This window comes from Paraburkholderia fungorum (assembly GCF_046027605.1).
Lineage (GTDB): Bacteria > Pseudomonadota > Gammaproteobacteria > Burkholderiales > Burkholderiaceae > Paraburkholderia > Paraburkholderia fungorum_F.
This window is the reverse complement of the sequence record NZ_JAQQEF010000008.1, coordinates 226,172-249,028: the sequence shown is the minus strand read 5'-3', so window position 1 is coordinate 249,028 and position 22,857 is coordinate 226,172. Positions and strand designations below refer to the sequence as shown.

24 protein-coding genes are annotated in these 22,857 nt (G+C 61.9%); 8 read left to right on the top strand and 16 right to left on the bottom strand.

The window, feature by feature from the left end; all coding sequences use genetic code 11:
* Positions 1-90: 90 nt before the first annotated feature.
* Positions 91-1,461 carry a metalloprotease PmbA gene (gene pmbA / locus PQR53_RS16120; protein ID WP_323047685.1) on the bottom strand — a complete coding sequence of 457 codons (1,371 nt, stop codon included), beginning with the start codon at positions 1,459-1,461 and terminating at the stop codon, positions 91-93.
* Between the two features lie 382 nt (positions 1,462-1,843).
* Between pmbA and yjgA the strand changes: the two genes are divergently transcribed.
* Together yjgA and mog are read left to right on the top strand one after the other, a co-directional pair.
* Positions 1,844-2,455: a ribosome biogenesis factor YjgA gene (gene yjgA, locus PQR53_RS16115; protein ID WP_408455488.1), complete on the top strand. Its 612-nt coding sequence runs from the start codon at positions 1,844-1,846 to the stop codon at positions 2,453-2,455.
* The gene (mog, locus tag PQR53_RS16110) at positions 2,436-3,092 is read left to right on the top strand and encodes a molybdopterin adenylyltransferase (RefSeq protein WP_408455486.1); all 657 of its coding nucleotides are present in this window, start codon (positions 2,436-2,438) and stop codon (positions 3,090-3,092) included. The genes yjgA and mog overlap by 20 nt, the downstream gene beginning before the upstream one ends.
* A gap of 39 nt (positions 3,093-3,131) precedes the next feature.
* Here the strand turns inward: mog and orn are convergent, their stop codons facing one another.
* On the bottom strand, positions 3,132-3,740 hold the full coding sequence (gene orn, locus PQR53_RS16105; RefSeq protein WP_408455483.1) for an oligoribonuclease: 609 nt from the start codon (positions 3,738-3,740) through the stop codon (positions 3,132-3,134).
* 167 nt (positions 3,741-3,907) lie between these two features.
* On the opposite strand from orn, the gene PQR53_RS16100 reads away from it, so the two are divergent.
* Genes PQR53_RS16100 through PQR53_RS16090 form a run of 3 tightly spaced genes read left to right on the top strand, consistent with a single transcriptional unit; the run spans position 3,908 to position 6,453 of the window.
* Positions 3,908-5,167 carry a M48 family metallopeptidase gene (locus PQR53_RS16100; protein WP_408455481.1) on the top strand — a complete coding sequence of 420 codons (1,260 nt, stop codon included), beginning with the start codon at positions 3,908-3,910 and terminating at the stop codon, positions 5,165-5,167.
* Positions 5,164-6,102 (top strand): ribosome small subunit-dependent GTPase A, encoded by a 939-nt coding sequence (rsgA, locus tag PQR53_RS16095; protein ID WP_408455479.1) that lies wholly within the window; start codon positions 5,164-5,166, stop codon positions 6,100-6,102. The genes PQR53_RS16100 and rsgA overlap by 4 nt, the downstream gene beginning before the upstream one ends.
* Positions 6,103-6,132: 30 nt before the next feature.
* Positions 6,133-6,453 carry a putative signal transducing protein gene (locus PQR53_RS16090; protein ID WP_408455476.1) on the top strand — a complete coding sequence of 107 codons (321 nt, stop codon included), beginning with the start codon at positions 6,133-6,135 and terminating at the stop codon, positions 6,451-6,453.
* A 219-nt stretch (positions 6,454-6,672) separates the two neighbouring features.
* On the opposite strand, the gene PQR53_RS16085 is transcribed toward PQR53_RS16090, so the two are convergent.
* From PQR53_RS16085 to rpsP, 6 genes are all read right to left on the bottom strand, one after another.
* A complete protein-coding gene (locus PQR53_RS16085) occupies positions 6,673-7,611 on the bottom strand; it encodes a CobD/CbiB family protein (protein ID WP_179733528.1) in 939 nt (312 codons plus the stop codon).
* Between the two features lie 122 nt (positions 7,612-7,733).
* Positions 7,734-8,450 (bottom strand): CoA pyrophosphatase, encoded by a 717-nt coding sequence (locus PQR53_RS16080; RefSeq protein WP_408455474.1) that lies wholly within the window; start codon positions 8,448-8,450, stop codon positions 7,734-7,736.
* Between the two features lie 92 nt (positions 8,451-8,542).
* Positions 8,543-8,932, bottom strand: coding sequence for a 50S ribosomal protein L19 (gene rplS, locus PQR53_RS16075; protein ID WP_012433948.1), 390 nt, complete (start codon positions 8,930-8,932; stop codon positions 8,543-8,545).
* Positions 8,933-9,080: 148 nt separating this feature from the next.
* A complete protein-coding gene (gene trmD, locus PQR53_RS16070) occupies positions 9,081-9,842 on the bottom strand; it encodes a tRNA (guanosine(37)-N1)-methyltransferase TrmD (RefSeq protein WP_408455472.1) in 762 nt (253 codons plus the stop codon).
* A 24-nt stretch (positions 9,843-9,866) separates the two neighbouring features.
* Positions 9,867-10,601, bottom strand: coding sequence for a ribosome maturation factor RimM (rimM, locus tag PQR53_RS16065; protein WP_408455470.1), 735 nt, complete (start codon positions 10,599-10,601; stop codon positions 9,867-9,869).
* Between the two features lie 117 nt (positions 10,602-10,718).
* The gene (gene rpsP, locus PQR53_RS16060; protein WP_006050280.1) at positions 10,719-10,973 is read right to left on the bottom strand and encodes a 30S ribosomal protein S16; all 255 of its coding nucleotides are present in this window, start codon (positions 10,971-10,973) and stop codon (positions 10,719-10,721) included.
* A gap of 172 nt (positions 10,974-11,145) precedes the next feature.
* Here rpsP and PQR53_RS16055 point away from each other — a divergent pair, with 172 nt between their 5' ends.
* Together PQR53_RS16055 and PQR53_RS16050 are read left to right on the top strand one after the other, a co-directional pair.
* The gene (locus tag PQR53_RS16055; RefSeq protein ID WP_408455467.1) at positions 11,146-12,357 is read left to right on the top strand and encodes a PQQ-dependent sugar dehydrogenase; all 1,212 of its coding nucleotides are present in this window, start codon (positions 11,146-11,148) and stop codon (positions 12,355-12,357) included.
* A 300-nt stretch (positions 12,358-12,657) separates the two neighbouring features.
* On the top strand, positions 12,658-13,125 hold the full coding sequence (locus PQR53_RS16050) for an NINE protein (RefSeq protein WP_408455464.1): 468 nt from the start codon (positions 12,658-12,660) through the stop codon (positions 13,123-13,125).
* 16 nt (positions 13,126-13,141) lie between these two features.
* Here PQR53_RS16050 and PQR53_RS16045 read toward each other — a convergent pair whose 3' ends face one another.
* Positions 13,142-14,287: a PA0069 family radical SAM protein gene (locus PQR53_RS16045; protein WP_408455462.1), complete on the bottom strand. Its 1,146-nt coding sequence runs from the start codon at positions 14,285-14,287 to the stop codon at positions 13,142-13,144.
* A gap of 98 nt (positions 14,288-14,385) precedes the next feature.
* Complete coding sequence (locus PQR53_RS16040) at positions 14,386-14,874, bottom strand: Lrp/AsnC ligand binding domain-containing protein (protein ID WP_035547518.1); 489 nt, start codon at positions 14,872-14,874, stop codon at positions 14,386-14,388.
* Positions 14,875-15,043: 169 nt separating this feature from the next.
* On the opposite strand from PQR53_RS16040, the gene PQR53_RS16035 reads away from it, so the two are divergent.
* Entirely contained in the window at positions 15,044-16,330 is a 1,287-nt protein-coding gene (locus PQR53_RS16035) for a D-amino acid dehydrogenase (RefSeq protein WP_408455460.1), read from the top strand.
* A gap of 146 nt (positions 16,331-16,476) precedes the next feature.
* Here PQR53_RS16035 and PQR53_RS16030 read toward each other — a convergent pair whose 3' ends face one another.
* The 6 genes from PQR53_RS16030 to PQR53_RS16005 all read right to left on the bottom strand — a co-directional run bounded on the left by PQR53_RS16030 (position 16,477) and on the right by PQR53_RS16005 (position 22,838).
* On the bottom strand, positions 16,477-18,267 hold the full coding sequence (locus tag PQR53_RS16030) for an acyl-CoA dehydrogenase (RefSeq protein WP_408455458.1): 1,791 nt from the start codon (positions 18,265-18,267) through the stop codon (positions 16,477-16,479).
* Between the two features lie 103 nt (positions 18,268-18,370).
* Complete coding sequence (locus PQR53_RS16025; RefSeq protein WP_408455456.1) at positions 18,371-19,306, bottom strand: electron transfer flavoprotein subunit alpha/FixB family protein; 936 nt, start codon at positions 19,304-19,306, stop codon at positions 18,371-18,373.
* A 22-nt stretch (positions 19,307-19,328) separates the two neighbouring features.
* The gene (locus tag PQR53_RS16020) at positions 19,329-20,078 is read right to left on the bottom strand and encodes an electron transfer flavoprotein subunit beta/FixA family protein (protein WP_408455453.1); all 750 of its coding nucleotides are present in this window, start codon (positions 20,076-20,078) and stop codon (positions 19,329-19,331) included.
* A gap of 251 nt (positions 20,079-20,329) precedes the next feature.
* Positions 20,330-21,130: a MetQ/NlpA family ABC transporter substrate-binding protein gene (locus tag PQR53_RS16015; protein WP_408455451.1), complete on the bottom strand. Its 801-nt coding sequence runs from the start codon at positions 21,128-21,130 to the stop codon at positions 20,330-20,332.
* A 30-nt stretch (positions 21,131-21,160) separates the two neighbouring features.
* Entirely contained in the window at positions 21,161-21,814 is a 654-nt protein-coding gene (locus tag PQR53_RS16010; protein WP_408455449.1) for a methionine ABC transporter permease, read from the bottom strand.
* On the bottom strand, positions 21,804-22,838 hold the full coding sequence (locus PQR53_RS16005) for a methionine ABC transporter ATP-binding protein (RefSeq protein ID WP_408267945.1): 1,035 nt from the start codon (positions 22,836-22,838) through the stop codon (positions 21,804-21,806). The genes PQR53_RS16010 and PQR53_RS16005 overlap by 11 nt, the downstream gene beginning before the upstream one ends.
* Positions 22,839-22,857 lie beyond the last annotated feature (19 nt).

Below are 22,857 nucleotides of genomic sequence, written 5' to 3'. Positions count from 1 at the left end.
TTGCGTGGCGTTTCTTTTTTCCGCTTGTTGCCCTATCCAGCGGCTACCGGTCTGCGAGCAGAGCAGTCCGCAGCCGGCTAGCCAAACCGCTTACTGCCCGGCAATCGTCATCCGCTCGATCAGCACCGAACCCGTTTCCTTGGTGCCGCGCGTGATCGTATCCGCACCGATCGCGACGATATGGCGGAACATCTCCTGCAGCGTGCTCGCCACGGTGATTTCCTCGACCGGATACTGGATCTTGCCGTTCTCGACCCAGAAACCCGACGCGCCGCGCGAGTAATCGCCCGTCACGTAGTTCACGCCCTGCCCCATCAGTTCGGTCAGCAACAGCCCTGTGCCGAGCTTGCGCAGCATCTCTTCGAAGTCGTCTTCCGGACGCGTGTTCGAACTGCGCAGCGACAGATTGTGCGAGCCGCCGGCGTTGCCGGTGGTCTGCATGCCGAGCTTGCGCGCCGAATAGGTCGAGAGGAAATAGCCTTCCACCACGCCGTCTTTCACTACCGAGCGCTGCTTCGTGCGCACGCCTTCTTCGTCGAACGGCGCACTGCCCATGGCACGCGCGACGTGCGGATCTTCGACCACCTGCACGTGCGGCGCGAACACCGGCTTGCCGAGGCTATCGACGAGAAACGAGGTCTTGCGGTACAGCGCGCCGCCGCTCGTTGCCTGAACGAACGCGCCGAGAATGCCGGCGGCGAGCGGTGCTTCGAATAGCACCGGTACCTTGCGCGTGTCGAGACCGCGCGCGCCGATGCGCGACAGCGCCCGTTGCGCCGCGTAGCGGCCCACTGCTTCCGGATTGGCGAGGTCGCCCGCGCTGCGGGTCGACGTATACCAGTCATCGCGTTGCATATTGCGGCCGCTGCCGGCGATCGGCGCGCACGCGATGTAGTGGCGCGAATACGGATAACCGGCGAGGAAACCGCGCGACGTGGCCAGCACGAATTGCGAGTGCTGCGCCGAGACGCTCGCGCCTTCCGAGTTCTTGATCTGCGGATCGGTGGCGAACGCGGCGTCTTCCGAGCGGCGGGCGATTTCCACCGCTTCGTCCGCGGACAGATTCCACGGGTGATACAGATCGAGATCGCGCGGCGCGGTTTCGAGCAGTTCTGCTTCGGCGAGGCCCGCGCAGTCGTCTTCAGCGGTGAAGCGCGCGATGTTGTACGCCGCCGCCACCGTGTCCTTCAATGCCTGCGACGAAAAGTCCGAGGTGCTCGCGTTGCCGCGCTTGTTGCCGATGAACACCGTCACGCCGACCATCTTGTCGCGGTTATGTTCTATCGTCTCGACTTCGCCGCGCCGCACGGAGACGGACAGGCCGTCGCCTTCGGAAATCTCGGTCGCCGCGTCGGTACCGCCGAGCGACTTCGCGTGCCGAAGGATGTCCGAGGCGATTTCCTTCAGTTCATCCTGGGTGTGCGGAAAAAAGCGCTGCTTGACGTCCATGTCTGCTGCCATTGTCGTTGCCGTCCTGTTCGGGGCCGAGCGGCCCTGTGTGTTCGCCCATGCCGCGCACGTGCTTACGCATTGACACGTGCCATTTACCAATGCGTTGCGTGCGCCTTTGCGTGATCACGCATCCCGCGATCATAGCAAGGTACGCGAAGCTGTACCTGGCATTCGAGGGGCTCTTTTGCCGAGCGCATTCGCCTGGGTAATTCGCCTGGGTAATTCGCCGGGTTCACTCAACTGGGTTCACTCGCCTCACTCGTGCGCCAGAAACAGGTGCGCCTGCCCTCATTGCCGCTTGCCGGGTTGGCCGCTCGCAAAAACCGGCGTGTGAGCCCTTGTGCACAGCAGCACGGCAGGTTCGGCGGGCGCGGCACGCTACAATATCGGTATGACACGCAAAACCCGCATTCAACCCATCGAATCCGCCGAGCCGGAAGTCGACGAGAACGGCTACGACCGTCCCAGCAAGTCCCAGCTCAAGCGCGAAATGCACGAGCTGCAGGAACTGGGCTCGGCGCTGATCGCACTGCCCAAAGACGCGCTCAAGCGCATGCCGATGCCCGAAAAGCTCGACGACGCCGTGCGCGAAGCGCGCCGCATCACCGATCACGAAGGCAAGCGCCGCCAGGTGCAATACGTCGGGCGTGTGATGCGCTCGCTGCTGGACGAGGAAATCGCCGCGCTGCGCACCGCGCTCGACACCTATAACGGCGTCAACAAGGCGGAAACGGCCAAGCTTCACTGGATCGAGCGCACCCGCGAGAAACTGCTCGCCGACGACGCCGCGCTGACCGAATTCATCCGCCAGCACCCGAATGTGGACCCGCAGCAGGGCCGCACACTGATCCGCAACGCCCGCAAGGAAGCGCTGCAAAGCAAGCCGCCGCGCTACTTCCGCGAGCTGTTCCAGTGGATCAAGAACGCGGACGGACCGTCTGCCGGCGCCGATTCCGACGCTGACGAAGGCCCGGAAGACGACGATGACGACCGCGACGAATAAGGCCGCCCATAAGGTGGCACGTCAGCATCCCGATGAAATCGTGATCGGCCTCGTGTCGATCAGCGACCGCGCGTCCACCGGCGTGTACGAGGACAAAGGCATTCCGGCGCTGCAGGAATGGCTCGGCGCGGCCCTGACTTCGCCTTTTCAGGTGGTTACACGCCTGATTCAGGACGACGCACCCACCATTTCCACCACGCTGATCGAACTGGTGGACGAAGTGGGCTGCGATCTGGTGCTGACAACCGGCGGCACCGGCCCGTCACGCCGCGATGTGACGCCGGAAGCGACTTTGGCCGTGGCCACGAAGGAGATGCCGGGTTTCGGCGAGCAGATGCGCCAGATCAGCCTGAATTTCGTGCCGACGGCGATTCTGTCGCGCCAGGTGGCGGTGATCCGCGAAACCGCGGATCACGCGGCGTTGATCGTCAATCTGCCGGGTCAACCGAAATCGATCAAGGAAACGCTGGAAGGCTTGCGTGACGCCGAAGCAGGCGGCGCGGTCAAGGTGCCGGGGATTTTCGCCGCGGTGCCCTATTGCATCGACCTGATCGGCGGCCCATATGTGGAAACGAACGCCAATGTGGTGAAGGCGTTCCGGCCGAAGAACGCGGTGCGCGCGCCTCGGCAGGATTAAGCTGGAGACCGCGTCAGCGGCTCCGAATCCGCGGCTGCGTTACTCCGCAGCCGGCGATTCAGAAGCTGCCGGAATCAGGAAGTGCTCGCGGTAGTACTTGAGTTCGTCGATCGATTCATGGATATCCGCCAGCGCCGTATGCAACGCGCGTTTCTGGAAACCCTTGTAGATCGTCGGCTGCCAGCGGCGGCACAATTCCTTTAGCGTGCTGACGTCGAGATTGCGGTAATGGAAGAAGCGTTCCAGATCCGGCATCCAGCGCGCCATGAAGCGGCGATCCTGGCAGATCGAGTTGCCGCACATCGGCGATTTGCCGGGCGGCACGTATTGCGCGAGAAAGTCGCGAATCTGTTCGGTGGCGTCGGCTTCGCTCACCGTCGACGCCTTCACACGGTCGATCAGGCCCGAGCGGCCATGCGTGTTCTGATTCCACTGATCCATTTTGGCGAGCGTCTCATCGCTCTGATGAATCGCCAGCACCGGCCCTTCGACCATCCTGTCGAGCGTCGAATTCGTCACCACCACCGCGATTTCGATGATGCGGTCGGTGTCCGGCTCGAGGCCGGTCATTTCCATGTCCAGCCAGACGAGATTCATGTCGCTGCGCACGAGCGGCGGCTGGTCGGTGGAAGCGAGGATGTCAGTCATGAAGGCAACCCTGAGGGCCGCGCAAATGGCTTCGCTGGAAGCACGCTTGCCGCGGCGATTGTTCGTATGAGATTGGTTTGAGCCGGTTTGGCCGGGTTTCGGCTTATCCCCCGCCGCGAGGCGGGAAGAAACATATAATTCTCGCATAGATACCACGGAATCCCCGGATGCCTACCCTGTACTTCACTGTTCTGTTCGTCGTCGCCGTCGTGGCGATGGTCGGCACCAAGCTGTGGCTCGCGTCGCGGCAGATCCGCTTCGTCGCCGGCCATCGCGAGCAGGTGCCGAGCCAGTTTGCCGGCACCATCGCGCTCACCGCGCACCAGCGCGCCGCGGACTACACCGTCGAACGCACGCGGCTGACGATGATCGAGATCGTCGTCGGCGCCGCCGTGCTGATCGGGCTGACGCTGCTGGGCGGCGTGCAGGCGCTCGATCTGGCGATCTCCGACTGGCTCGGCCGCGGCTACGCCGGCCAGATCGCGCTGGTCGCGGCGGTGATCGCGATCACCAGCGTGATCGATCTGCCGTTCGAGTACTACCGTCAGTTCGTCGTCGAGCAACGCTTTGGCTTCAACCGGATGAGCAAGGGCATCTTCTTCCTCGACCGTCTCAAGGGCGTGCTGCTGGGCGCCGCATTTGGCCTGCCGCTACTGTTCGTCGTGCTGTGGCTGATGAACCAGGCCGGCAACTTGTGGTGGCTGTGGACGTGGGTCGTCTGGGTCGCGTTCCAGATGCTCGTGCTGGTGCTGTATCCGTCGTTTATCGCGCCGCTCTTCAACAAGTTCGAACCGCTCAAGGACGAAGCACTAAAAAGCCGCATCGAAGCGCTGATGCAGCGCTGCGGTTTCGCCGCCAAGGGCCTGTTCGTGATGGACGGCAGCCGCCGTTCGGCGCACGGCAACGCGTATTTCACCGGCTTCGGCGCGGCCAAGCGGATCGTGTTCTTCGACACGCTGCTCGCGCGCCTGTCGGGCAACGAGATCGAAGCGGTGCTCGCACACGAACTCGGTCACTTCAAGCGTCGTCACGTGATCAAGCGGATGGTCGTCATGTTCGCGATCAGCCTCGCGATGCTCGCCCTGCTCGGATGGCTGACGCAATGCGTGTGGTTCTACGAAGGACTCGGCGTGCGGCCGTCGCTGATCGGCGGCAATAGCGGCCTTGCGCTGGTGCTGTTCTTTCTCGCGCTGCCGGTGTTCCTGTTCTTCGTGACGCCGTTCGGCAGCCTCAGCTCGCGCAAACACGAGTTCGAAGCCGATGCCTTCGCCGCCACGCAAACCGACGCGCAAGACCTGGTCAATGCGCTCGTCAAGCTGTATGAAGACAACGCGTCGACCCTGACGCCCGATCCGCTCTACACCGCGTTCTACTATTCGCATCCGCCGGCGTCGCAGCGGATCGACCGCCTGCTGCGGCACGCATGAGCCGCTCCCCGAAAGCGCCGCGCGCGCCGTCGAGCACGCGCGTAGGCGGCCTTGTGATCGCCGCTCATGGGCGGCATTACCTGGTCGCACCGGAAGACGGCAGCCCGATGCTCCAGTGCTTCCCGCGCGGCAAGCGCAGCGAAGTGGCCGTGGGCGATCGCGTGATTTACGAGCCGACTTCGGCGGATCAAGGCGTGATCGTCGAGATTGGCGAACGGCGCAATCTGCTGTATCGCTCGGATCAGTACAAATCGAAGCTGTTTGCGGCCAATCTCGATCAGTTGCTGATCGTGTTGGCCACAGAACCGCACTTCAGTGAAGACCTGCTGGGTCGCGCGCTGGTCGCCGCCGAGGCGAACGAGTTGAAGCCGCTGGTCGTGCTGAACAAGATCGACGTGACCGGCGCGCTGGAAGGCGCGCGCAGGCGGCTCGAATCGTATCGCGCGCTGGGTTACACCGTGGTCGAAGTGTCGATCACGAAGCAGCCGGACGCCGCGCGTGCTGCGTTGACCGAACATCTGCACGGTCACTCGACGCTCCTGCTCGGCCAGTCGGGCATGGGCAAATCGACGTTGGTGAATCTGCTGATTCCGAATGCCGAAGTCGCCACGCGCGAAATCTCGACCGCGTTGAACAGCGGCCGTCATACCACGACCTTCACACGTCTCTATCCTCTGCCCGGTAACGACGGCGGTGCGTTGATCGATTCGCCGGGCTTCCAGGAATTCGGTCTGCACCATCTGACCGAAGGCCGGCTGGAACGCGCGTTTCCCGAGTTCCGGCCACTGCTGCCGAATTGCCGCTTCTACAACTGCCATCACTTGCAGGAGCCGGGCTGCGCGATTCTCGAAGCAGTCGCCGATGGACGTGTCCGGCGCGAACGGCATGCGCTGTATGCGCAACTGGTGCACGAAGCCAGCCAGATCGTGCGCTGACGCGCGCCGCTGTCAAACCATGGATTCACGATGAAATTGATGCGCGCGCCTAATCTGATCATCGGACAGCATTGGGTCAATGTGCTGGCGACGGCGGGCATTGCTTGCGAATTGCATAACCGGTATCTGAACGGCGCGCTTGGGGATATTCCGGCGGATCAGTGCGCGCCTGAGTTGTGGCTTGTCGATGAGCGGGATGAAGTGATGGCGCGGCGCCTGATCGATGCGGCTTCGCAGGGTCCCGCCGCAGGTTCGCCTTCATGGCAATGCCGCCAGTGCGGAGAGACGCTTGAAGCGCAGTTCACGGTGTGCTGGCAGTGTGGGACGGCGCGTGATCCGTTGGATGGGTGATGTGCCTGGCGGCGTTGTGGTTGGGCGGTTGCTGGTGCGCTGGAAGTGAGTCGCGTGGTTGCGGGGGTTGGCGTGGTTGCGTGGTTGCCGTGGCCTGGTTGATCGAGGATGAAGCGCTTCAGATGCAGGCAATGTGAACGGTACAACCGGTGCGCCGCAGGCAATAAAAAAGCCGGACATTTGCCCGGCTTCTCTGCCCTGCATTAGCTTCGCATCGCTTCAAGCGAGCCAGACGGCAATCGTCAGCATCAACAACAGAATCATCCACAGCACCACCGCGCGCCACACCAGACCCACTGCCGATTGCAGCGTGCGCGGCGTGCAGTCGTCGCCGACCTGCATCGGACCGCCGTCGCCGGTCGCCAACGCGTCGAGGCTCGACGGTTCGGCAAGCGGCCCACTCAGACGCGCACCGAGCGCCCCACTGCCCGCGGCCAGCAACACCCCGTCGTTCGCATCCGGCCACTGACGCGCGTGGTTGCGCCACGCATAAATCGCGTCTTCGAAATTACCAACGATCGCAAACCCAAGCGACGTGAGCCGCGCCGGCACCCAGTCGATCACGAAGAAAGCGCGCTGCGCGAAGCTCGAAAACGCCGCAGTGCGATCGTCGACCGGGCGAGCCCACGCACGCGCCAGATACTCGGCAATCCGATACAGCACCGCGCCAGCGGGCCCGACCGGAATCAGGAACCAGAAAAACACGCCGAACACGTGCCGATGCGAGGCGACCACCGCGTGAATCAGCGTATGACGCACGATCTCGCTGACCGGCATGTCGACGGTGTCGAGCCCGGTCCACTCATTCAGGATTTCACGCGCGCGCGGCACATCGTCATTGTTCAACGCCAGGTGAATGTCGGTGAAGTAATGACTGAATTGGCGGAAACCGAGCGTGAAGTACAGCACCGCAACGTTCCACAGGAAGGCCAGCGCAAAGTGAATGTGATAGAGCACGTAGTAGACGAGCGCGACAGCCAGCGTCCACGGCACCACCACCACGAGCCACGCAAGCAGACCATGCTTGGGCTTGCCGGCATCGAATCCGTGCGCCGCCGACTCCGCATGGTATTGAAGCAATGCCGCCACCGGATTGTTCAGCGACAGCGCGCGGACCTGTTCAATAATCAGAGCCAGCAATACGGAGAAAAAAGTCATGCGATGCGCCGTGCTTTTCGAGTTTTACGATTGTTTTATAACGATAGCACAGGGTCGGATGCGGCTGAGCGGAGACGTTGACAAACACCCGACAACTGCACAGTCCGATAGTTCGCGCTAGCTCACGCCGCTAAAAAGCGATAGAAGTTGCGCAGCATCGCGGCCGTTGCGCCCCAGATGAAATAATGGCCGCCTGCCGGGCTCCCGCGACCTTCAGCTTCCGCCGATGCCGCTCGCGGATAGGGCATGGCGAAGAAGCGGCGCTCGCCGCCTTCGTAACGAAACACGCGCTCTTCGTGATGCGCGGGATCCATCAGAAAAGCGAGTGGCACTTCGAAAACTTCGGCAACTTCGAGTGCGTCCGCTTTCAACGTGAATGGCGGATGCACGAGACCGATCACAGGCGTCACGCGAAAACCAGTGCCCGTCAGATAGTCGGGCAGCGCACCGAGAATTTCAACGCGCGACGGATCGAGACCGACTTCTTCCTGCGCCTCGCGCAATGCCGTGGCAGTCGCGTCCGCGTCGAACGGTTCATGGCGACCGCCGGGAAAGCTCACCTGGCCGGCGTGGTCGTTCAGATGGTCGGCACGTTGGGTCAGCAGCACGGTGAGGCCTTTCTCACGCACCACCAGCGGCACCAACACAGCAGCAACGCGCGGATCGACGTGCGTGTCACGCCAGGGCGCTTCGACAATCGGTTCCGGCGTCCAGCTTAGGCGCTGCTCGAAACGCCCACGCAGACCATCGGGCGTCAGACGCCCTGCGGCAACGGGTGGCAAATCGGCGCCGGTCGCTTCGACGGGCAAAGTTTCGGGCTCAAAGACGGGGCGGATCAACGGGTCTCTCAGAAAAAGCGGATAAGGACATGCCGCTATTTTGACCTGGCAAACAAAAAAGCACCCGCGAGGGGTGCTTTTTCTTACAGCTTTTACGCTTCCGGAGCAGCGCGGTCTTTCTTCGCGACCAGCTTTTCCTTGATCCGAGCCGACTTGCCCGAACGGTCACGCAGGTAGTACAGCTTGGCACGGCGCACATCGCCACGACGCTTCACAACGATGCTTGCCAGCAGCGGCGAGTACGTCTGGAACGTACGCTCGACGCCTTCGCCCGACGAAATCTTGCGGACGATGAACGACGAATTCAGACCACGGTTACGCTTGGCGATCACGACGCCTTCGTAAGCCTGAACACGCTTACGCGTACCTTCAACCACGTTCACGCTGACGATCACCGTATCGCCGGGGGCGAATTCGGGGATGGTCTTCTCGCCGAGGGCGCGGCCGATTTCTTCCTGCTCGAGTATTGCAATCAGATTCATTACTGACTCCTAGTTCCATCTTGTCGGCGTTCGTACCTGCCTTGCAGAAAATGCTCGGCTACGGCCCCGATAGAGGATGGGTTCACATCTGGCGCCGTACACGCATGTGCGGCACCGCCTATGTCCGCTCGAAAGATTGAGGCTACGCCTACGACTCTTCCTTCGCGAGACTCGTAAGCCATGCCTCGTCGGCACGGCTCAACATCTTGTTCTTTCTGGCCTTCACGATCAGATCGGGCCGTTTGTTCAACGTATTGCGCAAGGCCTCACGCCGACGCCATGCAACGATCTCTGCATGATGGCCGCCAAGCAGCACATCAGGCACACGCACGCCGCTGTATTCCTCCGGACGCGTGTAATGCGGACAATCCAGCAGCACCTCGACGAAACTGTCCTGCACCGCCGATTGCGAGTCGTTCAGCACGCCGGGCAACTGGCGCACCACGGCGTCCATCAGCGCCATTGCCGGCAATTCGCCGCCGGACAGAACGAAGTCGCCAAGACTGACTTCTTCGTCGACGACACGGTCGAGCAAACGCTGATCGATCGCTTCATAGCGCCCGCACAACAGGATCAGACCAGGTTCGGCCGCGAACTGCATGACACGGTCGTGATTCAACGTAGCACCTTGCGGTGACATCATCACGACGCGCGACGCCTCAATACCCTGCGCTGCCTGCGCCGCTTTCGCCGCGCCGATCGCGTCTTCCAGGGGCTTGGCCAGCATGACCATGCCGGGGCCGCCGCCGTAGGGGCGATCGTCGATTGTGCGGTAATTGTCCGTTGTGAAATCGCGTGGATTCCACGTGCGCAACCCGTAGCGCTCCTGCTTCGCCGCACGGCTGGTGATACCCCAGTCGGTCAGCGCACGAAACATGTCAGGAAAGAGCGTCACGACATCGAACTGCATCGCTCTCTCCAGTCAGCGAGTTATTTAATAATCGGCTTCCCAGTCGACGATGATCTGCTTCGCCGCCTGATCCACCGTTTTGACAAAGACGCCGACGAACGGGATCAAACGTTCACCGGTGACCGGCTTACCGCTTTTGTCGGTATCCGGGTATTCGATGCGCAACACCGAGTGCGCACCGTTGTCGATCATGTCTGCGACCTTGCCGAGATTGACCCCGGCAACGTTCACCACATCCAGGCCGAGCAGGTCGACCCAGTAGAATTCGTCGGCCTCGAGGACCGGAAATTCACTGCGGCTGATATAAACGCGGGTACCGCGCAGTGCCAGTGCCACATCGCGGTCAGCGACGCCGTCCAACTGGGCAACGATACTGTCGCTATGCGTTTTAGCCTGTAATGACGGCGCCGACTTGCGCTCGTGGCCTTTCAGCAACCACCAGCGCTTCGCGCTTAGCAATGCGTCGCCGCCGTGCCCGGAATCCGCATGCGCGGCTACCTTGACCCAGCCTTTGAGGCCGTAAGCGTCGACGATTGCGCCGACCTCGACCGCATCGGCCGGCCAGCTTTCCACCGTTTCCACTCGCATTTCTGCTGCACTGGAAGCGGCGTTTGCAACTTTGGCTTTCGCCTTGCCTTCGGCTGCTTCGACCGGCTTGCGGACGAATGCCCCGAACGGGGCCTGACCAGACGTCTTCGCGCGCGCGGACGCCGCTTTTGCCTTCACGCTACCTGGATTGCCGGAATCACGTTCAGACATAACGGAACCTCGCTGCCAACTTCGACGCCTGCTTCAGCAAAACTCGCGCATCGGACTGCTCACGCAAGCTGCGCGAGCCGCCGGCCGAACCGACGACGATACGCATGCTAGCCACCATTAAGCAGCCGGCTGCGCCTTTTGCGCTTCTTTCACGAGACGCTCGACGGTCGGCGACAGTTGTGCGCCAACGCCTTGCCAGTACGTCAGGCGGTCTTGAGCGATACGCAGCGACTCACCCTTCGTAGCGACCGGGTTGTAGAAGCCAACGCGTTCGATGAAGCGGCCGTCACGACGGTTACGCGAATCGGTTGCGACGATGTTGTAGAACGGGCGCTTCTTGGAGCCGCCACGAGCCAAGCGGATGATGACCATACTAGAATCCTTGAAAACCGGGGTTCGGAACGACTGAAACACGCGATTATAGCGGGAAACCGACGCCATAACAAACACTTACCGGGATAAACTGACAGGCCGGGTTGCCCCGGCCATCCGGGCAAGGCCCTTGGACCACGCCGAAACGCCCGAATTACCTGATGGAGCGCCCGTGAAACTCCCGCCGCCGCCTGTGTTTTGCTTCGCTTCATTCACCGTCTTTCGGCGGATTGCCGCTTTTCTGCCTTTTCTGCTGCCTGCTGGGCTTTCGAGCACTGTCCGCGCTCAAGCTCTGCGAGCGGGCGCAGCTCTGTTGCTCGCCGCCGCGGCCATGCCGGCGCTGGCCGCGTTGCCGATCGAGCGCATCAAACTGCCGCCCGGCTTCCATATCGAGGTCCTATCGGACGCGGTGCCGAGTGCCCGGGCCATGGCGCTCTCGCCAAAGGGCATTCTCTACGTAGGCAGCCTCGACGGCCACGTCTACGCGCTTGAATTGCAAAATGGGCGCGTGACCGCACGCCATGTGATCGCCTCGGGGCTGGAAACGCCGGCCGGCGTGGCGTGGCGCGATGGCACGCTGTATGTGTCCGCAGTGTCGAGGATTCTACGCTTCGACGCGATCGACACCCATTTGAGCGACCCACCCAAGCCGGTGGTCGTCACCGACAAACTGCCCACTGAGACGCATCACGGCTGGAAATTCATCGCGTTCGGGCCGGACGGCAAACTGTACGTGCCGCAAGGCGCGCCCTGCAACGTCTGCCTGAAAGACCGCGATCGCTTCGGGCTGATTGGTCGTATGGACCCCGACGGCAGTCATTATGAAGTCGTCGCACGCGGCATTCGCAACACGGTCGGCTTCGCATGGCATCCGACAACCCATGACCTGTGGTTCACCGACAACGGCCGCGACTTGCTGGGCGACGATGTACCGGACGACAAACTCAACCGCGCGCCACGCGCCGGCATGGACTTCGGCTTTCCGTACTGCCACGGCGGCGACACGCCCGACCCCGAATTCGGCAAAGATCATCCGTGCAGCGCCTTCACGCCGCCGGTTGTCAAACTCGGTGCGCACGTGGCCTCGCTCGGCATGCGTTTTTACAGCGGCTCGATGTTTCCGGCCGCCTATCGAGACAATATTTTTATCGCCGAACACGGTTCATGGAATCGCAGCAAGAAGGCCGGCTACCGGGTCGTGCGGGTGATCACCAATCCGGACGGCAGCAATGCGCATCAGGAAGTCTTTGCCGAAGGCTGGCTCCAGCCGGACGAAACGATGTGGGGCCGGCCAGCCGACGTACAACCGATGCCTGACGGCTCACTGCTAATCAGCGACGACTACGCCGGCGCGGTCTATCGCGTTACCTACTCAGCGCCGTAACCGTGGCCGAGACTTGGCCGCCACGCGGCCATGAGCTCAGGCCGCCCGTCAAACCCGTAGCGCGATCAGCCACCCGCGCCATCGAAGCATCTGCGCACTGCGTGACCCGCGCGTACAAATCACGCGCACTTCCGTGAGGGTCGCACGCCGCGTGACCCGCGGCGCCCACAAATCAGCCACACCATCGGCGCAGTCATCTGCCGCGCGAGTGGCACCACGCCGCGTGGCGTAGAATGCGCGTCGGTCCGTGCCCACCGGCGCGCCGCCCTTTCGACCGCTTGTCACTCTGCTCTCGCCTACATGTCCACCCTTGCCTCGACTTCTCAGCGTTTCAGATCCAAGACGATTACCGCCGCGCTGGCGTTCTTCTTCGGCAGCCTTGGCGCCCACCGCTTCTATCTGTACGGCACGCGCGACATTTACGGCTGGGCTCATCTGCTAGGCACGCTGATCGGGATCCCGGGCGCCATGCTGGTGGTGGCAAGCGAGCGGGCTTCGATGCTCGGCTGGGTACTCGCTTTTTTCGGCGCCGTTTCGCTGCTCTCCGCCTTTCTGGCCGCGATCGTTTATGGTCTGCGTCCGGACGAAAAATGGGACGCGCAGTTCAATGCGCAAACCCAACGCAAAAGCCGCTCTGGCTGGACGGTCATTTTTATCGTGATCTTTTCGCTGCTGCTCGGCGCATTCCTGCTGATGACAGGCCTCGCGATCTCCTTCCAGACCTACTTCGAAGGTCAGGTCCAGGCCGCCAAAGCGCTGTCGCAATGATCTTCCGCGCGCCGCGCTAAAAGAGATCCAACTGCGGATCGTTGCGCGGCGGCGGTTCAGCCCGCACCGGCTCGACTCGACGAAAGTGCGACATATCAAGAATGCCGCGATCACGCCGGTTTAATCCCAGCCGGCGCACCGCTTTATGGAACCGCTGCTTCAGCAGGTCCGCCCACAAGCCTTCGCCCTTCATTCGGGTAGAGAACGAAGAGTCGTAGTCTTTTCCGCCTCGCATATCACGCACGCGGCTCATCACCCGGTCGGCCCGATCGGGAAAATGCGCCGCGAGCCAATCCTTGAACAGCGGCGCGACTTCCCACGGCAAGCGCAGCACGATATAGCTCGCATTGCACGCGCCGGCCTGCGCACAGGCTTCCAGCACGCGCTCCATGTCCGGTTCGGTGACGAACGGAATTACCGGCGCGATGCTGACGCCAACCGGAATACCCGCCTCGCTCAGCGCACGGATCGTGCGCAAGCGACGCGCCGGCGTGGCCGCACGCGGCTCAAGCGTGCGCGCGATCTCCGCATCTAGCGTGGTGATCGTGATCGCAGCCATGAATTGCCCGCGCGCCGCCATGGGGGCGAGCAAATCGAGGTCGCGTTCGATCAGCGACGATTTGGTGATTGCCGCGAACGGTTGACCGCGTTCACTGAGCACTTCGATCACCCGCCGCGTGAGCCGCAAATCTCGCTCAACGGGTTGCCAGGCGTCTGTATTCACACCGAGCGCAATCGGCTCCGGCACATAGGACTTCTTCGACAACTCGCGCTCGAGCAACTCCGGCGCATTGACCTTCGCGTAGATACGGCTTTCGAAATCAAGCCCCGGCGACAGCCCCAGATAACTATGCGTAGGCCGCGCAAAGCAATAGATACAGCCGTGTTCACAGCCCCGATACGGATTCAGCGACACGCTAAACGGAATGTCAGGCGACGCGTTGCGCGTGAGAATCGTCTTGGCCCGCTCCTCGAACACCTGCGTGCGTAAGACCTTGGGCTCGCCCTCTTCTTCCGCCGACGAAAGCCAGCCGTCGTCCACCACTTCGCGTTGGTCGACTTCGTAACGGCCTTGTAGATTCGTCACGGCACCGCGGCCTTTGCGAGGCGCGGGCGGGGCGATCGGAAATTCGTTGGCGGAGTGGATGTCGGAATCTGTCACGGCTGAAGTACGCAGAAACTAAAAACGGCGCAAAACACCTGTACAAATATACAGTGTTTACGCCGTTTGTCGAGTCCCGCCAGACACCCCTTTGCGAACTAATCGCCAACTGCAATCGTCAGCGTTTCCTTGATCTCTTCCATCACCACGTAGCTCTTCGACTGCACCGCGCCGGGCAATTGCAACAGGATGTCCCCCAGCAACTTGCGATAGTCGGCCATCTCGCCGATGCGCGCCTTGATCAGATAGTCGAAATCGCCCGATACGAGGTGGCACTCCAGCACCTCGGGGATCTTTTGCACCTCGCGGCGGAACTGGTCGAACATGTTGCCGCTTTTGTGATCGAGCGTGATCTCGACAAACACCAGCAGCGCCGCGCCCAGTTCAGCCGGGTTCACACGTGCGTGATAGCCGGTGATCACGCCGTCGCGCTCCATCCGCTTGACGCGCTCGATACACGGCGTAACCGACAGCCCGACCTGTTCGGCGAGGTCTTTCATCGCCATCCGGCCGTCCTGTTGCAGGAGCCGCAGAATCTTGTGATCGAGCTTGTCGAGGGACCGGACCGGTTGGCGCTGTGTACGCATAGTGTTTTTGCTGAAAATCCTGAAAATACAATAACAAAACCTACCCGACTGTTAATAGTATAGCGGTTAACACTGGGCGATCCGCGTTACACCTCGTTAATCGAACTATTTGCAACGAATCGACGAGCGCACCGCCCTCAGATCGCTTATTAGATATCCTGGAGCAGCTATGCGAGTCATCGTTTTAGGCAGTGGCGTCGTCGGCGTGACGAGTGCTTATTACCTGGCACGCGCCGGTCATGAAGTCACGGTGATCGACCGCGAGGCGGGTCCGGCGCTCGAGACCAGCTTTGCCAATGCAGGCCAGATCTCGCCAGGCTACGCGTCGCCGTGGGCGGCACCGGGCGTGCCGCTGAAGGCCGTCAAATGGATGTTCCAGAAGCATGCGCCGCTCGCGATCCGCCTCGACGGCACGCAATTCCAGTTGCAGTGGATGTGGCAGATGCTGCAGAACTGCACGTCGTCGCGTTATGCGGTGAACAAAGGCCGCATGGTCCGCCTCGCCGAATACAGCCGCGACTGTTTGCAGGCGCTGCGCGCCGAAACCGGTATCCAGTATGAAGGGCGCACCGGCGGCACGCTGCAGGTGTTCCGCACGCAACAGCAGTTCGACGGCGCCGCGAAAGACATCGCCGTGCTGCAGGAAGCCAACGTGCCGTATGAACTGCTGTCGCCGGCCGAACTCGCGCAAGCCGAACCGGCGCTCGCCGCGGTGTCTCACAAGCTGACGGGCGGCCTGCGCCTGCCGGGCGACGAAACCGGCGACTGCCAGATGTTCACCACGCGCCTCGCCGCGCTGGCCGAGCAACTGGGCGTCAAGTTTCGCTACAACACGCCGATCGACGCACTCGCCATGGCGGGCGAGCGCATCGCCGGCGTGCAATGCGGCGATGAACTGGTGCGCGCGGATTCGTTCGTCGTGGCGCTGGGTTCGTACTCAACCCAATTCCTGTCCGGTCTCGTGAAGATTCCGGTCTACCCGCTCAAGGGCTATTCGATCACCGCGCCGATCGTCAACGAAGCGTCCGCGCCGATTTCGACCGTGCTCGACGAGACCTACAAGATCGCGATCACGCGCTTTGACAACCGGATTCGCGTCGGCGGCATGGCGGAGATCGTCGGCTTTGACAAGTCGCTGCGTCAGGCGCGCCGCGAAACGCTGGAACTCTGCGTGAACGATCTGTTCCCGGGCGGCGGCGATACGTCGAAGGCGACCTTCTGGACCGGTCTGCGTCCAATGACGCCGGATGGCACGCCGATCGTCGGCCGCACGCCGGTGGCAAACCTGTTCCTTAATACGGGTCACGGTACGCTGGGCTGGACGATGTCGTGCGGCTCGGGTCAATTGCTGGCCGACGTGATGTCAGGCAAGCAGCCGGCGATCAGGGCAGATGACCTGTCGGTGCATCGCTATCTTGGCGAGACCGGCGGTGCGCATCGCCCGGCTTATGCTTGAGGTTTAACGCTTTACGCTTCGCGAGCGGTTGAGCCGGTTCGTCGTGCAGACGGACCGGCCCGACAAAAGCAAACGGCGCCTCACAAGGGCGCCGTTTGTTTTTTACGCACCGAGCTTTCGCTACGTCGCTCGAGACAGGTACACCATCAGAACTGATCTTCCGACAACGCCAGCACCCCCTCCCCGCCCTTCGCGCTAACGATCGACGCTTCCAGCGCCGAAGCCAGCGGCAGCACATGCTCGGCATAGAACTGCGCGGTCGCGATCTTCGCGCCGTAGAACGAGGGATCCTGGTCGCGCTTTTCAGCCGCCACGAGCAGCGCACGCGCCATTTGCCAACCGCCCAGCACAATGCCCGCCAGCTTCAGATACGGCACGCTGCCGGCAAACACCGCATTCGGGTCGCCCTTCGTATTGGTCACGACAAAATCAACCACGGCGCTCAACGAGCGGTGGCCTTGCTCCAGGTATTTCTTCATCGATTCGAACGCAGCGCCTTGTTGCGCGCCGAGTGCCTCGATCGTTTCAGCCACACCGGCCAGCAGCGACTTCGCCACCTTGCCACCGTCACGCACGGTCTTACGGCCGATCAGATCGTTCGCCTGGATCGCGGTCGTGCCTTCGTAGATCGGCAGAATGCGCGCGTCACGGTAGTACTGCGCGGCGCCCGTTTCCTCGATGAAGCCCATGCCGCCGTGCACCTGCACGCCGAGGCTCGTCACATCGATCGACAACTCCGTGCTCCAGCCCTTCACGATCGGCACGAGATATTCGTAGATCGCCTGATGTTCAGCGCGCGTGGCTTCGTCAGGATGACGATGCGCGATATCGCAGTGAGCCGCGGCGACATACGCCAACGCGCGTGATGCTTCGGTGAGACCGCGCATCGTCGCGAGCATGCGGCGCACGTCCGGGTGCTGAATGATCGCCACCGGCTGCTTCGCGGAACCATCCACCGGCCGGCTTTGCACGCGGTCTTTCGCGTAGGCGACAGCCCGCTGATAGGCGCGATCCGACACGCCGACACCCTGCATGCCCACCGCAAAACGCGCTGCGTTCATCATGATGAACATGTATTCGAGGCCGCGATTTTCCTCGCCGATCAGATGACCGATCGCGCCGCCATGGTCACCGAATTGCAGCACCGCGGTTGGGCTCGCCTTGATGCCAAGCTTGTGTTCGATGGACACGCAATGCACGTCGTTGCGCTCGCCGAGCGAACCGTCTTCGTTGACAAGAAACTTCGGCACGATGAAGAGCGAGATGCCCTTCACGCCTTCCGGTGCACTCGGCGTGCGCGCCAGCACGAGATGGGCGATGTTCTTCGCCATGTCGTGCTCGCCCCACGTGATGAAAATCTTCGTGCCGAACAGCTTGAACGAACCGTCGCCTTGCGGCTCCGCGCGCGTGCGTACCAGCGCGAGATCGGAGCCGGCTTGCGGCTCGGTCAGGTTCATCGTGCCGGTCCACTCGCCGGAAATCAGCTTGGGCACGTAGGTCTGCTTCTGCTCTTCGCTGCCGGCCGTGAGCAGCGCCTCGATGGCGCCATCCGTAAGCAGCGGGCACAGCGCGAACGACAGGTTCGACGCGTTCAGCATCTCGATACAGGCTGTGGCGATCAGCTTGGGCAGGCCCTGGCCTTCATAGTCGAGCGGATGTTGCACGCCTTGCCAGCCGCCTTCGCCGAACTGGCGGAATGCGTCCTTGAAACCGGGCGTCGCGGTGACCACGCCATCCTTCCAGCTGCTCGGATTGCGATCGCCTTCCACGTTCAGCGGGGCCAGCACTTCGCCACACAGTTTCGCCGATTCGTCGAGCACGGCTTGCGCCGTGTCGAGATTCGCATCTTCGAAGCCCGGCAGCTTTGCGATATCTTCGAGACCGGCCAGCTCTTTCATCACGAACAGCATGTCCTTGATCGGCGCCGTATAGCTCATTTCAGTTCTCCTCCTGCCTATCGATAAAAAAAGGGCGCCGGACTTGATCGGTCCCGCGCCCTTTCGTGTGCTGCCAGACGCCTTTTAACCGGCGCTGCGGCGCTTAGCCAAGCTCGCTAACGAGTTCCGGTACGACCGTGAACAGATCGCCCACCAGACCGTAATCGGCGACGCTGAAAATCGGCGCTTCCGGGTCCTTGTTGATCGCGACGATGACCTTCGAGTCCTTCATGCCGGCCAGATGCTGGATCGCCCCCGAGATGCCCACGGCCACGTACAGTTGCGGCGCGACGATCTTGCCGGTCTGGCCGACCTGATAGTCGTTCGGCACGAAGCCTGCGTCCACCGCTGCGCGTGATGCACCGAGCGCCGCGTTCAGCTTGTCGGCCAGCGGTTCGAGTACCTTCGTGTAGTTCTCGCCGTTGCCCAGACCCCGGCCGCCCGAGACGATGATCTTCGCCGACGTCAGTTCCGGACGGTCCAGCTTCGTCACTTCACGGCTGACGAACTGCGAAAGACCCGTGTCGGCTGCGGCTTCGATCTTCTCAACTGTGGCGCTGCCGCCTTCTGCCGCGACTGGGTCAAAACCGGTCGAGCGGACCGTGATGACCTTGATCGGATCTTGAGATTGAACCGTTGCAATAGCATTGCCTGCGTAGATCGGGCGCTCGAACGTATCGGCGCTATCTACTGCCGTGATATCGCTGATCTGCGCGACGTCCAGCTTCGCGGCGATTCGCGGTGCGATGTTCTTGCCGTAGGCCGTTGCTGGCGCGAGGATGTGCGTGTAGTCCTTCGCGATGTTCAGCACCGTCGCTTCGACGTTTTCTGCCAGGCCTGCTTCGAGTTGCGGCGCGTCGGCCAGCAATACCTTCGAGACACCGGCAATCTTCGCTGCCGCGTCAGCCGCAGCCTGTGCGTTATGACCTGCGACCAGCACGTGAATGTCACCGCCGATCTTCTGCGCCGCTGCGATCGTGTTCAGCGTCGCGGCCTTGATCGACGCGTTGTCGTGTTCTGCAATTACCAGATTCGTCATTTCGTCCGTCTCCGCGTTTTACTTAAAGCACCTTGGCTTCGGTCTTCAGCTTCTCGACCAGAGTCTTCACATCCGGCACCTTCACACCGGCGGAACGCTTCGGCGGCTCGACGACTTTTAGCGTCTTCAGGCGCGGCGTGACGTCGACACCGAGATCTTCCGGCTTGACGACTTCCAGCGGCTTCTTCTTCGCCTTCATGATGTTCGGCAGCGTGACATAGCGCGGCTCGTTCAGGCGCAGATCGGTTGTGACCACGGCGGGGAGCTTCAAAGACAGCGTTTCAGCACCGCCGTCCACTTCGCGCGAAACCGTAGCCTTGCCGTCTGCTACGACAACCTTCGACGCAAACGTTGCTTGCGGCAGATTGGCCAGCGCAGCCAGCATCTGGCCGGTCTGGTTCGAATCGTCGTCGATCGCCTGCTTGCCCAGGATGACCAGCCCAGGCTGTTCCTTGTCGACCAGCGCTTTCAACAGCTTGGCGACCGCCAGCGGCTGCAACTCTTCAGAAGACTCGATCAGGATCGCCCGATCCGCTCCAATCGCCAGCGCCGTGCGCAGCGTTTCCTGCGCTTGCGTCACGCCTGCCGACACGGCGATCACTTCGGTCGCCACGCCTGCTTCACGCAGACGCACCGCTTCTTCAACCGCGATTTCGTCGAACGGATTCATCGACATCTTCACGTTCGCGATGTCGACGCCCGTGCCGTCCGACTTGACCCGGACTTTCACGTTGTAGTCGACCACTCTCTTGACTGGCACCAGGATTTTCATGCACACGCTCCAAAGTTACGAATACGTCAACCCAACGAACATTATAACGACTGCACTTTCGCGGCAGCCGTGTCGCGGGCGCTCTAGCAGGAGGATATCGCTCCTCAGCGGCGTGACGGCAATATCGAACGGTCGTTCTATTTTAATCTCGAAAAAACCCGGGCGACAACCCCGGGTTAAGACCTACGACTCTAATTTTGCATTGCCGTCGCATATTGCTATGTGAAACGGTCGACAAAACGGCCGTCAAATCACCAGGCGGTTATCACCGACCCGCCGAACTTGCTCTCGACAAACTGCTTCACTTCCGGCGAATGATACGCCGCGACCAGCTTGGCCACCCACGGCTTGTTCTTGTCCGCTTCGCGGATGGCGATGATGTTCACGTACGGTCCCTTCGGGTCTTCGATCGCGATGGCGTCCTGCTTGGGCTTCAAACCGGCTTCCATCGCGAAGTTGGTGTTGATCGCGGCGGCGTCCACGTCGTTTAACGAACGCGGAATTTGCGCGGCGTCGAGTTCGACTATCTTGAGCTTCTTCGGGTTGTCGACGATATCGAGCGGCGTTGCCTTGAGGCCCGCATCCGCGCGCAGCTTCAGCAGACCCTGCTTCTGCAGCAACAGGAGTGCCCGGCCACCGTTGGTCGGATCGTTCGGCACCGCGATCTTCGCGCCCGGCTGCAATTCAGCCAGCGTCTTCACTTTCTTCGAGTAGATGCCCATCGGGTACGTGACCGTATCGGCGATGCGGATCAGCTTGTAGCCGCGGTCCTTCACCTGTGCCTGCAAGTACGGGTCATGCTGGTAGCTGTTGGCGTCCAGGTCGCCGCCGGCGAGCGCTGCGTTCGGCTGCACGTAATCCGAAAACTCGACGATCTTGATGTTCAGACCATTCTTCGCGGCGACCGTCTTCACGACCTCCATGATCTGCGCGTGCGGGCCGCCGGTGACGCCGACCTTGATCGAGTCTTCAGCGTGAGCCGCCGTGGCGGCAGCGAACAGAGACGCGACGCCGAGCGTGGCGGCCAGCTTGAGAATGAAACGACGTTGCATGATGGACCTTTCCGAATCTATCTATTTTGTTTATTTATGGCTCAAACGACGCACGAGCCAATCCCCGAACGACTGCACCAGTTGCACGAAGAGGATCAGGATCACCACGACCGTCACCATCACTTCCGGCAGAAAACGCTGATACCCGTAACGAATGCCCAGGTCGCCGAGTCCGCCGCCGCCGATCGCACCGGCCATCGCCGAGTAGCCGACCAGCGACACAAAGGTAATCGTCAAGCCGGCGACCACGCCCGGCAGCGATTCCGGCAACAGCACCTTGAAGACGATCTGGCTGGTCGTCGCGCCCATTGCCTGCGCGGCCTCGATCAGACCACGATCGACTTCGCGCAAAGCCGTCTCAACCAGACGCGCGATGAACGGCGCCGCGGCAATCGTCAACGGCACCACGGCCGCAGCCGTGCCGATCGACGAACCCACCACGAGACGCGTGAACGGAATCACCGCGACCAGCAAGATGATGAACGGCGTGGAGCGCACCGCATTGACGATCACGCCCATCACACGATTCACGGCGATGTTCTGCAGCACGCCCTGACGGTCCGTCAGATACAGCAGCACGCCGAGCGGCAGACCGACCGCCGCGCCGACCAGTCCGGAAATGCCCACCATCACGAGCGTTTCCCAGAACGACTGGACGAACATATCGAACATTTCACTCAACATACGACAGCTCCTCTACCACCACGCCCTGTTCGCGCAGATACGTCAGCGCCTGTGCCACCTTCGTGGGTTCGCCGCCCGCGAGCACCGCGAGCGAGCCGAACGCCTGCCCCTGGATCTCGTCGATCTGGCCGTGCAGGATGTTGAAGTCGAGTTCGTAGCGGCGAATCGTTTCTGACAGGATCGGCTGATCGACACCCGAACCAGTGAATGCCAGACGCAGCAAATGGCCGCTGCCGGTCTTCAGGCGTTCAGCCACGCGCGCCTTCATGGCGGGCGGCAGTTCCTGCGCGATCACGTCGCCAATCAGCGCGCGCGTCACTTCATGATGCGGTTGCAGGAACACATCGATGACCTTGCCCTCTTCGACCACGCGGCCGGCATCCAGCACCGCGACGCGGTCGCAGACCTGCTTGATCACGTCCATCTGGTGCGTGATCAGCACGATCGTCAGGTTCAGTTCGCGATTGATGCGCTTGAGGAGATCGAGAATCGAGCGGGTGGTTTCGGGATCGAGCGCGGAAGTCGCTTCGTCGGAGAGCAGCACTTTCGGCTTGCTCGCCAGCGCACGCGCGATGCCGACGCGCTGCTTCTGGCCGCCGCTGATCTGCGCCGGATAACGGTCCTTCTGCGCCGACAGGCCGACCAGTTCGAGCAGCGGCAGCACATTCGCCTCGATCTCGTCGCGCTTCATACCGGCGAGTTCGAGCGGCAACGCCACGTTCTCGTACACCGTGCGCGACGACAGCAGGTTGAAGTGCTGGAAGATCATGCCGATTTCACGACGCGCCTCGCGCAATTGCGCGGCGGGCAGCGTCGTCAGATCGCGGCCGTTGACAACGATGTTGCCTTCGCTCGGGCGCGTCAGCAGGTTGATGGTGCGCACGAGCGTGCTTTTGCCCGCGCCGCTGCGGCCGATAATGCCGAACACTTCACCCGCCGGAATCGACAGGTTGACGTTGTGCAGCGCCTCGACCCAGCCCCGGGGCCCGGCGAACCGCTGAGAGATATTGCGTATTTCGATCATGGAAAAACGAAACGGCGGC